Here is a 12,952-nt window from a genome sequence, read left to right as displayed (position 1 = left end):
GGGTCTAGGCCGCGATGCCCTTCTGTCAACATACGATTCAATGAGGCAGTCCGCATGTCTGATACGACCGCAACCGCCGTCCAAGGGGACAATCCCAAATCGACGGGTACCGTCAAATGGTTCAACGATGCAAAGGGGTTCGGCTTCATTACGCCCGATGACGGCGGTGAAGATCTGTTCGCCCACTTCTCATCCATCCAGATGAATGGTTTTAAAACCCTGAAAGAAGGCCAGAAAGTGGCTTTCGAGATAATCCAGGGGCCCAAAGGCAAACAGGCGCTCAATATCACTGCTGCCTGAGTTACCCTTTACAGCGCAACGGTAAGGTTGCGCCATTATCAGGCGGGGCTTTCGGGCCCCGCCTTGTTATTTTCCTATTACTGCGATTATTGCGTGTGGTTATGCTGAAGAATGCTGCGTTGTTTCAGGTCGGTCGTACGTTGTTCAAGACGGCGTTCATTGAGGCGGCAACGCGCAAGGCGGCCGCGGCATTGCTGGGCGCGGCCACGCTGGCCCTGCCACTGGTGGCCGGCGCGCAAAGCGGTCCGCAGGCGCCCCTGCCCACCACGCAACTGGCCGCCGGCATCCATATTATCCGCGCAGAAGTCGCCAATACGGAAGCCACCCGCCGCGTCGGCCTCATGTTCCGCAAGGAACTGAGCGGCAACGACGGCATGCTGTTCGTGTTCGAACAGCCCGACCTGCAGTGCTTCTGGATGCACAACACCTTGCTGCCGCTATCGATCGCCTTTATCGCCGACGACGGCACCATCGTCAATATCGAAGACATGGCGCCGCAGAGCGACGATACCCATTGCTCCAAGAAGCCGGTGCGCTACGCGCTGGAAATGGCGCAAGGCTGGTACGAAAGCCACGGCATGAAGGCCGGTCGCAAGATCGACGGCCTGCCCTGACGCGGCAGGCCGGCCGCGCCGTCGTCGCCAAGCAAAAGGGAGCCCGCGGGCTCCCTTTTTTATTGCCTGGCCGTCCGGCACGCGACGGCAGCATGCCGCCGCGGCCCTGGGGCCGCGGCGATCAGACGCGTTCGATGATCAGGGCGATACCCTGGCCCACGCCGATGCACATGGTGCACAGCGCGTAGCGGCCGCCCGTGCGATGCAACTGGTTGATCGCGGTGGTGGCCAGGCGCGCGCCGCTGGCGCCCAGCGGATGGCCCAGGGCGATGGCGCCGCCGTTCGGGTTGACGCGCGGATCGTTGTCGGCGATGCCCAACTGGCGCAGCACGGCCAGGCCTTGCGCGGCGAACGCCTCGTTCAGCTCGATCACGTCCATCTGCTCCAGCGTCAGGCCGGTCTGGGCCAGCACCTTGCGGGTGGCGGGCGCCGGACCGATACCCATGATGCGCGGCGCGACGCCGGCGGTGGCCATGCCGACCACGCGGGCGCGCGGCGTCAGGCCATGGCGGGCCGCGCCCTTTTCGTCGGCCAGCAGCAACGCGGCTGCGCCGTCGTTGACGCCCGAGGCGTTGCCGGCCGTGACCGTGCCGCCCTCGCGCACCACACCCTTGAGCTTGGCCAGCGCCTCGATGCTGGTTTCGCGCGGGTGTTCGTCCTTGGACACGATGACCGGATCGCCCTTTTTCTGAGCGATGGAAACCGGCACGATCTCGGCGTCGAAGAAGCCTTCCTTCTGGGCCCGCGCGGTTTTCTGCTGGCTGGCCAGCGCGAACAGGTCCTGGTCTTCGCGGTTGATCTTGAAGTCGTCGGCGACGTTCTCGGCGGTTTCGGGCATCGAGTCGACGCCGTACTGGGCCTTCATCAGCTTGTTGATGAAGCGCCAGCCGATGGTGGTGTCGTAGATGGCGGCGCTGCGCGAGAAGGCGCTGTCGGCCTTGCCCATGACGAAAGGCGCGCGGCTCATGCTCTCGACGCCGCCGGCCAGCATCAGGCCGGCTTCGCCGGCGCGGATGGCGCGGGCGGCGCTGCCGATGGCATCAAGACCGGAACCGCACAGGCGGTTGACGGTGGCGCCGGGCACTTCGACCGGCAGACCGGCCAGCAGCGTGGCCATGCGCGCAACGTTGCGGTTGTCCTCGCCGGCCTGATTGGCGCAACCCATGATGGCGTCGTCCAGCTCTTCCCAGCGCACGCCGGGATTACGCGCCACCAGCGCCTTGATGGCAACGGCCGCGAGGTCGTCAGGGCGCACGGGAGCCAGCGCGCCGCCGTAGCGGCCGAAGGGGGTGCGGATCGCGTCACAGATAAAGGCATGCACGGTCATGGGATGCTCGGATCGAAGTGGGAAAAATGGGATGCGGTCGATCTTAACGCACCGGATTTCGCGCCAAGTTGGTGCATCCCGTGGATGTCCGCAGCACGGACGCCGTCCAGCAGATGTTCACTCACCGTACTGGGCCGGCATCTTATGGCGCTGGCGTGCCGGCGCGGGCCGCCCGCCCCGCCTCGACGATTGCCTGGCGGCGGAAGCGGCCGGCGGCCAGGTGATAGAACGGCTGCGGGCAAAACTGGCGCGACACGCCCGAGGACAGCAGCGAACCGACCAGCAGCCAGAACAGCATCGGCTGGCTGCCCGTCATTTCCATGACGACGACGCTGGCCGTCAGCGGCGCCTGCGTGGCGGCGGCCAGGAACGCCGCCATCGACACCAGCACCAGCACGCGCTGGTCCACGCCCTCGCCGGCCAGCTCCCAGATGTGATGGCCGATGCCGGCCCCGGTGGTCAGCGCCGGCGTGAAGATGCCGCCAGGAATGCCGGCCCAATAGGAGGCGACGGTCGCGGCCAGCTTGGCCACGCCGAAGCCGGCCGGTAGCGCATGCTGGGTCTCGCCCGACAGCAGGTCGGCGGCCGCGCCATAGCCCGTGCCGTAGACGCTGCCGGCCGTGACCAGGCCGATCAACGCCAGCACCAGGCCCATGGCAAAGGCAGTCCAGATGGGATGCCCACGCACCCAGGCGCGCCAGGAAGCCGGTGCCATCGCGGCCGGCCCTTTGCCCAGCAGGCGCGCGAAGATGCCGCCCAGCGCGCCGTTGAGCGCGGCGCAGATCAGCACCCACCACAACATGCCGTGGGCCAGCGGCGCGCCGGCAAAGGCGCCGAAATAGGGATTGTTGCCTTGCACCGCCACCACCAGGAAGCCGGCCGCCAGCACGCCGATCAGCACCAGCCGCTGCCAGCGCAGCGCCGTGCCGCGCCCCAGTTCCTCGATGGCGAAAATGACGCCCGCCAGCGGCGCATTGAAAGCCGCGGCCAGGCCGCCGGCGGCGCCCGCGGCAATCAGTTCGTTGGCGTGGAAGCCACGCAGTTGCAGGCCGCGGCGTTTCCAGAAATCGCCCCAGGCCAGCATGACGGCGGCGCCAACCTGGACCGAGGGCCCCTCGCGCCCGATCGAAGCGCCGGCCAGCATGCCGAAGAATGCCAGGGGGATTTTCCACAGCACCTGCGTCAGCGACACCAGGCTGCGCTGGCTCGATCCGGGCGGCAGCGACAAGGCGCCGATGACCTGCGGGATGCCGCTGCCCACCGCATTGGGCGCGAACCGCAAGGTGGCCCAGCGCAAGGCCGCCAGCGCGCAAGGCAGCACCAGCAGCGCCAGCCAGCCGGCGCGCCCGACCCATTCGCGGTTCCATTCCAGCGCCAGGTCGGCCAGATAGGCGAACCCGAGCGACACCAGCGCCACCAGGGCCGCGCCCCCCAGCAGCAGAGCCATGGGCAGGCTCTTGCGCGACAGGCGATTGGTTTGACGCGCCTTGCGGCGCAAGAGATGACGGGAGCCGGTGGCGACACGGCGCAACGGAGTGGGCAGGGGCATGAGCGAGGTCGGGCGGCAAGGGACGAAACCAGACGAGGCTACACCTTACCATCGCCGCCTGACGCGCAGCCCACAACCCGCCACGGCCCTCAGAAGGACGACCAGTCGTCCTGGTCCGCGGTATGGCTGAGCGCCGGGCGCGCCACGACCGGTTCCTGGCGCGGCGCGGCGACCGCCGGACGCGGCGTGGCGCGGCCGGCCTCGATCAGGCGCGCCTGGGGGCCGGCCGCCAGGGCGTCAGGCAGCCCGCCGGCGTCGATCTTGAAACGGCGCACCTGCTGCGACAGCCGGCCGGCCTGCTCCCGCATGCTGCCGGCCGCGGCGGCGGCCTGCTCCACCAGCGCCGCGTTCTGCTGGGTCACGGTGTCCATCTGCGCCACGGCCTGGTTGACCTGGCCGATGCCGGTGGATTGTTCGGCCGAGGCGCTGGCGATTTCATGCACCAGGACCGCGGCCTGGCGCACGCTGTCGACCACCTCGCGCATGGTGTTGCCCGCTTCGTCCACCTGGCGCGTGCCGCCCTCGACGCGATGCACGGATTCGTCGATCAGGGCCTTGATTTCCTTGGCCGCCACCGCCGAGCGCTGCGCCAGGGTGCGGACTTCGCCCGCCACCACCGCGAAGCCGCGGCCCTGCTCGCCGGCGCGCGCGGCCTCGACGGCCGCGTTCAGCGCCAGGATGTTGGTCTGGAACGCAATGCCGTCGATCACGCTGGTGATATCGGCGATGCGGCGCGAGCTTTCGGAGATCTCGCCCATGGTCCGCACCACGACATTGACCACCTCGCCGCCGCGCGCCGCCACCGCCGAGGCCTGGGTCACCAGCTTTTCGGCCTCGCCGGCATTGCTGGCGTTCTGTTGCACCGTGCTGGTGAGCTGCTCCATCGAGGCCGCGGTCTGCTCCAGCGACGCGGCCTGTTCCTCGGTGCGTTGCGACAGGTCGGCATTGCCCTGCGCGATCTGCGAGGAAGCCGAGGCGATGCTCTCGCAGCCGTCGCGCACATCGCGCACGATGCGCGACAGGTTTTCGTTCATGGCCTTGAGCGCGGCCATCAGGTCGCCGGTCTCGTCGCGCGACGTGACCTGGATGTCACCGCTCAGGTCGCCATTGGCGACCCGGCGCGCGGCCTCCACTGCCCGCCCCAGCGGCCGGGTGATGCCACGCGTCACCAGCCAGCCCAGCAGCAGACCGAGGGCCACGCCGGCCAGCGACAGCCCGATCATGATGAGACGGGTGCTGGAATACAGGTCGGTCACTTCGCGCACCGCGCGGTCGGCCGCCTGCTCCTTGGCCTGGACCAGTTCGGAGATCAGCGCCTCGGCCTTGCCCGACGAGGCGGCCGCGCGTTTGGTGATGTTGACGATGGCGGCATCGGTCTGCGCCAGCGGCAGCCCTTGCGCCGCGTCGAAGAACTCGTTGGCCTCGCGCTTCCAGAGCTCTTCGGCTTCGACGAATTGCGCCAGCAGACGCTTGCCGTTCTCGCGGACGAAGCTCTGCGCCGCCTTGGCGCGCAGGCGCTCCAGGCTGGCAACATCGCGGTCGAACTCGGCGCGTAGCGCCTGCCTTTCTTCCTGGGTGGTGGCGCCCAGGAAGCTCTTGCGCGCGCGGCCGGCGGCGATCAGGCTGATATTGGCTTCCTTGATGTCCGACAGCCCCCGGAATTCGACCTCGGCGATCTGGTCGTTCATATCGTTGATGCGGGCCAGCCCCCACACGCCGAACGCGCCGATGCAGCCCCCCAGCAACGCCACCAGCAGGAACGCGCCCGACAGGCGCACGCCGATGCGCGCGCCAATATGCAACCCCGAAAAAAACCGCAACATGCTTCCCTTCCCGTCAAACGCCACGGTGTTGTGGCGGGCATGCCGCGATCGTTGGCCCCATGGCTCGGCCGCAGACTGCTGTCAACAATAGCGGGACGTTGCGCTCACGGTTTCCGGGAAGAGAGGGAGATTCATTCTCATTTTCCACAAAATGAATTCGACAATATACAAAATATGACCATGTAATTCATGATTTCAGTCGGGTTCGCGGGGGGGTGCCGCCGCAAACAAAAAGGCCCCTCGCGATGCGAGGGGCCTTGACCTTGCGATGCGCGCCGGGCGCGCCGCGGAATCAGGCGAAATTCTTGGCCGCGAATTCCCAGTTCACCAGGGCCCAGAAGTTTTCCAGGTACTTGGGGCGGGCATTGCGGTAGTCGATGTAGTACGCGTGTTCCCAGACATCACAGGTGAGCAGCGGCTTGTCGGCCGTGGTCAGCGGGGTGGCTGCGTTGCTGGTGTTGACGATGTCGACCGAGCCGTCGGCCTTCTTGACCAGCCAGGTCCAGCCCGAACCGAAGTTGCCGGCGGCGGACTTGTTGAAGGCTTCCTTGAAGGCGTCGAAGCTGCCCCACTTGGCGTTGATGGCGTCGGCCAGCTTGCCGGTCGGCGCGCCACCGGCCTTGGGAGCCAGGCTGTTCCAGTAGAAGGTGTGGTTCCAGATCTGCGCGGCGTTGTTGAAGATGCCACCCGAGGACTTCTTGACGATGTCTTCCAGCGACAGGTTCTCGAACTCGGTGCCCGGGATCAGGTTGTTCAGGTTCGTGACGTAGGTCTGGTGGTGCTTGCCGTAGTGGTACTCCAGCGTCTCTTTCGAGATGTGCGGAGCCAGCGCGTCCATATCGTAAGGCAGGGGGGGAAGAGTATGTGCCATGTGTCGGTTCCTTCTGTTGAGTGCACGATCAAGCCGTTCAATTGTATCGGCAACTCTGCGAGGATACCGCGTTAACCCGCGGCGGCGCGGGGTTAACGGACCCGCGCACAGGTCGCGCGGCCGGAACGCTGCGCCGGCTCGTGACACGGTCCCGGCCCACGCCGCGATATCGGACTCGCTCACGCTGGCGGCGCGCGCTGCGCCGCCAGCGTCAGAGGTCGCGCGTCTCGCGCACCTGCGTGACCTCGACGCGGGCGCCGCCCTGGGCAAAGCTCAAGTCCAGCCCCTGCCCCGCCGCCAGGGTGGCGGCATCGCGCACGATGCGGCCTTCGGCGTCTCGGGCGATCGCGTAGCCGCGCGCCAGCGTATTGCCGGGATCGAATGCGCGCAATTGGGCGCCGACGGCCGCCAGACGGTCGCGGCGCCGCGCCAGCAGACGCGCATGCGCCTGGCCCAGTTGCCGCGTTACGGCGGCCAGCCGCTCGGCGCCCCGGCGGACATCGGGCACGCGGTGCGCCAGGCGTTGCGCCAACAGATTGACGCGGGCGTCGCGGCGGCCCTGCGGGCCGGCCCAGGCCGCCGCCAGGCGGTAGCCGAGGCTGTTCAACCGTTCGCGCTGATGCTCCAGGCGCTGTGCCGGCGACACCAATTGCGCGGCGGCGCGGTCCAGCCGCTGCGCGGCGCGCTCGAGCCGGCGCTGTTGGCCGCGCGCAAGGGTCTCGGCCGCGTACATCACGCGGCCCAGCAGGTCCGACCGCGGCACGCACGCCAGCTCGGCCGCCGCGGTCGGGGTGGGCGCGCGCACATCGGCGACGAAGTCGGCGATGGTGAAGTCGGTTTCATGGCCGACACCACTGATGGTGGTGATGGCGCTGGCGTCGATCGCGCGCGCCAGATCCTCGTCGTTGAAGCTCCAGAGATCTTCGATGCTGCCGCCTCCGCGCACCAGCAGCAGCGTGTCGACCTCGCCACGCGCATTGGCCTGGCGGATCTGCGCGGCCAGCCGGCCGGCGGCGTCCGCGCCCTGCACCGGCGCCGGATAAATGATGACGGGCACCTGCGGCGCGCGCCGCGCCAGCGCCGACAGCACGTCGCGCAGCGCGGCCGCGTGCAGCGAGGTGATCACGCCGATCGCGCGCGGCAGCGGTACCGGCTCGCGCTTGCGCGCCGGATCGAACAGGCCTTCGGCGGCCAGTTGCTCCTTCAGGCGCAGGAAAGCCTCGTACAGGTTGCCGATACCCGCGCGGCGCATGGCGTCGGCCTGCAGTTGATAATCGCCGCGCGGCTCGTACAGCGACACCCTGGCCCTGATTTCGACCTGGTCGCCGGCGCGCGGCACGAACCCCACCGCGCTGGCGCGGCCCCGGAACATCACGGCCCGCACCGCGGCGCGGCTGTCCTTGAGCGTGAAGTACCAATGCCCGGAAGCCGCCTGCGTGAAGTTGGAAATCTCGCCGCGCACCCACAGCGCCGGAATGCTGCGCTCCAACAATTGCCCCACCGCTTGGTTCAACTGGGCAACTGTGAGGATATCCCGCGCGAATACGTTGTTTGTGACCGCAAGTTCAATTGTCATAAGGCTTTCCGACGCTTAGCTGTCCACAGGGCATGCGCAGCGGGCCGCCATGATACCGCGTCCGGGCATTTTTGCCGCCACTGGCCCCAAAGCCAGCAAATTCAAGCTAAACCAATGATTTATATCAAAATTTCAGCCAATCCCGGCTGCTCGAAATGAGCGCAACCAAGCGCCAGCCCTGTGCCCGCAAGCGTTCCGGCGAAGTTTTGCACAGAATTATCCACAAATTCTGTGGATAGCTTCGGCGGCCGGCCGCCCTTGCCACATCCCCGCCGCGCCGTTACAGTTTCGGCTTGATCAGATGCCGGCGCGCGGGCCCCCGCCACCGTCCCGGCCCCTCCCCTGGAGTCGACTGTTTTGCTTTCCATCTTGCGCGAGGCCGGCTGGCCGATCTGGCCCCTGCTGGCGACTTCCGTGCTGGGCCTGGCGCTGATCTTCGAGCGCTTCCTGTCGCTGCGACGCAGCCAGATCCTGCCGCGCGGCCTGAACGAACAGGTGGCCGAGATGCTGCGCAACCGCCAGGACAGCCCCGAGGCCCTGAGCCGCCTGGAACGCAATTCCCCGCTGGGCCGTGTGCTGGCCGAGGTCATGCGTCATCGCCACCTGCCTCGCGAGGAACTGCGCAACGTGGTCGAGGACACCGGCCGCGCCGTGGCCCATGACCTCAGCCGCTACATTCCGGCCATCGGCACCATTGCCGTGGTGGCGCCGCTGATGGGCCTGTTCGGCACCGTGGTCGGCATGATCGAGATCTTCGGCTCCTACACGCCCGGCGGCGGTGATCCGGCCCAGTTGGCCCGCGGCATCTCCATCGCGCTGTACAACACCGGCTTCGGCATCCTCATCGCCATTCCCGCCATGATCGCCCACCGCTACCTGCGCAGCCGGGTCGACGGCTACCTGAATGCCATGGAAATCTCGGCCGCGCGCCTGGCGCGCGCCGTGGCGCCCGCCTCGCGCGAGGACCGCCCATGAATTTCCGGGGCTCCCGGGGCGATCGCGACGAGCTGGACATCAATCTGATCCCGCTCATCGACGTCCTGCTGGTCATCCTCATCTTCCTGGCGGCCACCACGTCCTTCGCGCGCTTCACGCAGTTGAAGGTCACGCTGCCGCAAGCCTCGGCCGAACAGGAAACCCCGCCGGCGCTGGAAGTGGCGATCAGCCAGGACGGGCGCTATGCGCTCAACGGCACCTTGATCGACGTGTCCACGCCCCCCGAGATCGCCGACCTGCTGCGCCAGGCGGCAGCCGGCAAGACCGAGCCGCTGGTGGTGATCAACGCCGATGCCCAGGCCACCCACCAGTCCGTGATCAACGTGATGGAAGCGGCCCGCCTGGCCGGCATCGGCCGCGTCAACTTCGCCGCCCAGACCGCCCGGTGAACGCGCCTTCCCCCAAGGCCTCGCTGCTGGCGCGCCAATGGCAGCATGGCGGCTGGCTCTCCACCCTGCTGCGGCCGCTGGCTGCGCTGACCGCGCGCGTGGTGGCGCGCAAGCGCGCCGACTACCGCGAGGGCCGCAGGCCGGTCTACCGCGCGCCGGTGCCGGTGGTGGTGATTGGCAACATCTATGTCGGCGGCACCGGCAAGACCCCCATGGTCATCGCCACCGTCGAAGGCCTGCGCGCGCACGGCTACACACCGGGCGTGGTCAGCCGCGGCTATGGCGTGAAGCTGGGGCCGCGGGCGCGCGTCGGCCAGGGTGCGCTGGATGCGGCGCAATTCGGCGACGAGCCGGCGCTGATCGCGCGCGCCACCGGCGCGCCGGTGGCGGTGCATCCGCGCCGCGCGCTGGCCGCCCAGGCGCTGCTGGACGCACATCCGCAAGTGGACGTGATCGTTTCCGACGACGGCCTGCAACACCTGGCGCTGGCGCGCGACGTCGAGATCGTGGTGCAGGATCCACGTGGCATCGGCAACGGCCGGCTACTGCCCGCCGGCCCGCTGCGCGAACCGGCCAGCCGGCTGCGCGACGTGGATGCGGTGGTGACCAATATCGGCGTGCCCGACGGCCGCGCCGCGCCGCCTCAGGCAACGGGCCCGCGCCAGGTGGCGATGTGGCTGGAGCCAACCGACGCGCGCCGCGTCGAGGACGGCGCCTTGCGGCCGCTGGCCGACTTCGCCGGCCAGCCGGGGGTGGCCGCGGCGGCTGGCATCGGCAATCCCGAACGCTTTTTCACCACCCTGCGGTCGCAAGGGATCGCGCTGGCCGAGACGCTGCCATTGCCGGATCACCACGATTACGCCCGTTCGCCCTTCGATCGGTTGGCGGCCGCGGCCATCCTGGTGACGTCCAAGGACGCCATCAAGTGCGCGGCGCTGCATGACGCGCGCTTGTGGGAAGTGCCGGTGCGGGCCGGTTTTTCCGACCCCTGGCTGTTCGACTGGCTGGCGCAGCGCTTGCGCCAGCCTCGCCCCGACTAGAAGAACGCCGCCCGCGCCGGGCCGGGCCGGCTGGCGTATTCCGCCAGGGCCCGCTTGCGGGCTGCCGCCGCGCGCAGGCGCAGCAGCGCCAGCGGCAGGTGGATCAGCAGCAGCAATGCCGCCAGCGCCAGCCACAGCACGCGCGCCAGCGACGGCAAGGGCTGGTCCAGCGCGTGTTGCGCATCGATGTCGACCACGGTAGCGCCCGAGGCATCCTTGCCGACCGCCGTGACGATGCCGGCGACCTGGAACGGCAAGGCGCCATCCTCGGCCAGCATCGCGGCCTGCTGGTTCCAGGCCTGCAGCGTGTCGGCATTGCCGCCGCGGGTACGGCGCAGGGGCGGCAATTGCGGCAGCTCGGCATAAGGGCCGGCCGCCACGCGCAACAGCACGCCGCCGCGCTGGCGCGCCATCAAGTCCTGGCTGGCCTGCGCCACCGCACCGCGCACCACCGGCTCCATGCTGGACCTGGCCAGGCTGCGCAACTCGTCGGCATCGCGCGAAATGATCACCGCGTCGTCGGCATTGTCGTTCTGTTTGAAGGCGCCGCCCTGCGCCAGCCGCAGCAATTCCAGCCAATTGGCGGGCTCGTCGGGCGACAGGATCAACTTGTCGACCAGGCCGGCCTTGAAGTGATCGCACTCGGCAATGGCCTGGCCGGTTGCCGCATCGCAGGCCTGTTCCGCCGTCAGCACCAGATCGGTCACGCGGCTCACCGTCAGCGCCGAGAGATTGCGGGCGTTATAAGCCGCCAGCGGATTGCCGGCCATGCCGCGATAGGCCTGACTGCGCACCAGCAGGTCCATCATCGGATTGGGCCGGGTCTTGAGGAACTCGCCCGAATACAGCTGCAGCACCGCAGGCGCCAGGCGCAGGTCGGCAGCGCGTAGCGCATCGCCTTGCCAGCGCACCTGTTCGCAGTCGAAGTGCACTTCCCCGGGCCGATAGGCATCCGGTTGGAACTGGCAGCGCCCGGCCCCTTGCAGCGCGATCGGTTCGCCCGGAGCGGGCGGATTCTGCGCCAGGGCCGCGGCCGACTCGTAGGCACGCGGCTGCGCGCCACGCGCCCAAGCGGCGGTCAGCGCGAAATCGCTGGGCAATCGCGGGCCCGACACAAGGCCCAGCGTGACGCCGGCGATCAGGCCGGCCAGCGCCAGCATGACATGGCGACCCCAGAACACCGGCGGGAAGCGGCGCTGTTCCTCGTCCACCGAATAGCGCTGCCCCAGGCGCACTACGGAATAATCCTCGACCCGCAGATCGACGTCGACACTGCCGTCTGCCGGCAATTCCAGCCCGTGGCGCCAGTGCTCCGGCAGCGATACCGGGATCTTGTCCCCCAGGAACAACTGGGTCGACACCGCCTGCGAATTGGCCGGGTTGGTCAGCACGATGGCGTGGAGCTCGCCGCGCGCGCGATTGACCTTCTGCGGCGCGCCCAGGGGCCGGCGGCGCCAGGTCAGCCATAGCGCCAGCAACACCAACGGCGCCGCGCCGGCCAGCCAGGGCCAGCCGCCGCCAGCCGCGGCCACGCCCAGGCAGCCGAACGCCACAAGCCAGAGCATCGCCGGCCAGAAAGCGATGCCCGCGGGACGCCGCGCCGCGATCTCGGCGGGCGTCTCATCGCGCTGGCTCAGGATCTCGACGCGCATGGCCTGCTCGAACTCGCGTTCGGCCTGGCCATGCGCCGCCCCGCCGTCCGCGCCAGCGGCATCGCCGCTATCTCCGGCGTCGACCACATTCTGCATATCGCCCAGCTTGCCGCTGGCCCATTGCTGGTTCTGCTTCTGCCGGCGCGCTTCACGCTCGCGTCCGCCCGCCAGGTCGAATTCGCCATTCAGCCCGACCACGATGGCGAACTTCTCCGTCATCACCACTTCGGCCTGGTTTTCCTCGCGCAGATAGTCGCGGGCGTCATAGGGCAACACCACGTCGACGCCGCCGAGCGTGTCGTGCATGGTAGAGCCACCGTGGCTCGATTCCAGCCCGTGGCGCACGAAGGCGCCCCGCAGCGGGAACACCCCGTCGCTCACCAGCGCCACGCTGTTGGTTGGCTTGGACGGCTGCACCAGGAACGGCCGCAGCATGGCCTGTTCCTCGGCGCTCAGGCGGCGCAGGGGCTGGCCGTCCTGTTTGAGCTGGCGCAGCGCGCCCTTGTTGTCACTGCGGCGCACCATATAGGTGATGGCGCTGATGACCGACCAGACCAGGATGATGAGCATCAGGCCGATGCGAATGGTGTTGGAATCCATTGTCCCGTTTTTCCTCTTTCCTTACGTCGCGGCGCATCATAGCCACCATCCGTCCCGGAATTTGTAGCGCCCGCGTCAAAATATGACAATAATTAACAAAACGAGTTATTCCCCTACCCGCGCCCCTGTGCCCGCGGGCCGGACTCAGCCCGCTTCCCATCACACAACGGCGCCGCGCGCGGGCTGCGCCGCTCCAAACTGTTTTAGAATCGCGG

The 12,952-nt window shown here is 68.4% G+C and carries 11 protein-coding genes; 5 read left to right on the top strand and 6 right to left on the bottom strand.

The genetic code is table 11. The annotated features are described in order from the left end of the window. The first annotated feature begins 54 nt into the window (after positions 1-54). Complete coding sequence (locus tag AC6LKG_RS00230) at positions 55-300, top strand: cold-shock protein (protein ID WP_006220277.1); 246 nt, start codon at positions 55-57, stop codon at positions 298-300. 101 nt (positions 301-401) lie between these two features. After that, positions 402-914, top strand: a complete 513-nt coding sequence (locus tag AC6LKG_RS00225) for a DUF192 domain-containing protein (protein WP_498161826.1) — start codon at positions 402-404, stop codon at positions 912-914. Between the two features lie 121 nt (positions 915-1,035). On the opposite strand, the gene pcaF is transcribed toward AC6LKG_RS00225, so the two are convergent. The 5 genes from pcaF to xseA all read right to left on the bottom strand — a co-directional run bounded on the left by pcaF (position 1,036) and on the right by xseA (position 8,060). Then, positions 1,036-2,241 (bottom strand): 3-oxoadipyl-CoA thiolase, encoded by a 1,206-nt coding sequence (gene pcaF / locus AC6LKG_RS00220; RefSeq protein ID WP_175131639.1) that lies wholly within the window; start codon positions 2,239-2,241, stop codon positions 1,036-1,038. A gap of 142 nt (positions 2,242-2,383) precedes the next feature. Then, on the bottom strand, positions 2,384-3,790 hold the full coding sequence (locus AC6LKG_RS00215) for a chloride channel protein (protein ID WP_498161824.1): 1,407 nt from the start codon (positions 3,788-3,790) through the stop codon (positions 2,384-2,386). 89 nt (positions 3,791-3,879) lie between these two features. Continuing rightward, the gene (locus AC6LKG_RS00210) at positions 3,880-5,613 is read right to left on the bottom strand and encodes a methyl-accepting chemotaxis protein (RefSeq protein WP_498161823.1); all 1,734 of its coding nucleotides are present in this window, start codon (positions 5,611-5,613) and stop codon (positions 3,880-3,882) included. Positions 5,614-5,905: 292 nt separating this feature from the next. After that, positions 5,906-6,484 (bottom strand): superoxide dismutase [Fe], encoded by a 579-nt coding sequence (gene sodB, locus AC6LKG_RS00205; RefSeq protein WP_175131642.1) that lies wholly within the window; start codon positions 6,482-6,484, stop codon positions 5,906-5,908. 211 nt (positions 6,485-6,695) lie between these two features. Further along, the gene (gene xseA, locus AC6LKG_RS00200; protein ID WP_498161821.1) at positions 6,696-8,060 is read right to left on the bottom strand and encodes an exodeoxyribonuclease VII large subunit; all 1,365 of its coding nucleotides are present in this window, start codon (positions 8,058-8,060) and stop codon (positions 6,696-6,698) included. 357 nt (positions 8,061-8,417) lie between these two features. On the opposite strand from xseA, the gene AC6LKG_RS00195 reads away from it, so the two are divergent. From AC6LKG_RS00195 to lpxK, 3 genes are read left to right on the top strand one after another with little or no spacing between them, the layout of a single operon-like run. Continuing rightward, positions 8,418-9,035: a MotA/TolQ/ExbB proton channel family protein gene (locus AC6LKG_RS00195; RefSeq protein WP_498161820.1), complete on the top strand. Its 618-nt coding sequence runs from the start codon at positions 8,418-8,420 to the stop codon at positions 9,033-9,035. Next, positions 9,032-9,445, top strand: a complete 414-nt coding sequence (locus AC6LKG_RS00190; protein ID WP_498161819.1) for an ExbD/TolR family protein — start codon at positions 9,032-9,034, stop codon at positions 9,443-9,445. The genes AC6LKG_RS00195 and AC6LKG_RS00190 overlap by 4 nt, the downstream gene beginning before the upstream one ends. After that, a complete protein-coding gene (gene lpxK / locus AC6LKG_RS00185; protein ID WP_498161818.1) occupies positions 9,442-10,485 on the top strand; it encodes a tetraacyldisaccharide 4'-kinase in 1,044 nt (347 codons plus the stop codon). Before AC6LKG_RS00190 ends, lpxK begins: the two co-directional genes overlap by 4 nt. Here the strand turns inward: lpxK and AC6LKG_RS00180 are convergent. Further along, on the bottom strand, positions 10,482-12,737 hold the full coding sequence (locus tag AC6LKG_RS00180; RefSeq protein WP_498161817.1) for an IgaA/UmoB family intracellular growth attenuator: 2,256 nt from the start codon (positions 12,735-12,737) through the stop codon (positions 10,482-10,484). The two genes, lpxK and AC6LKG_RS00180, sit on opposite strands and share 4 nt — an antisense overlap. Positions 12,738-12,952 lie beyond the last annotated feature (215 nt).

The sequence above is a fragment of the Achromobacter sp. 46006 genome (assembly GCF_059761975.1).
The sequence above is the reverse complement of the archived record's forward strand: the minus strand, read 5'-3'. Positions and strand labels throughout refer to the sequence as shown.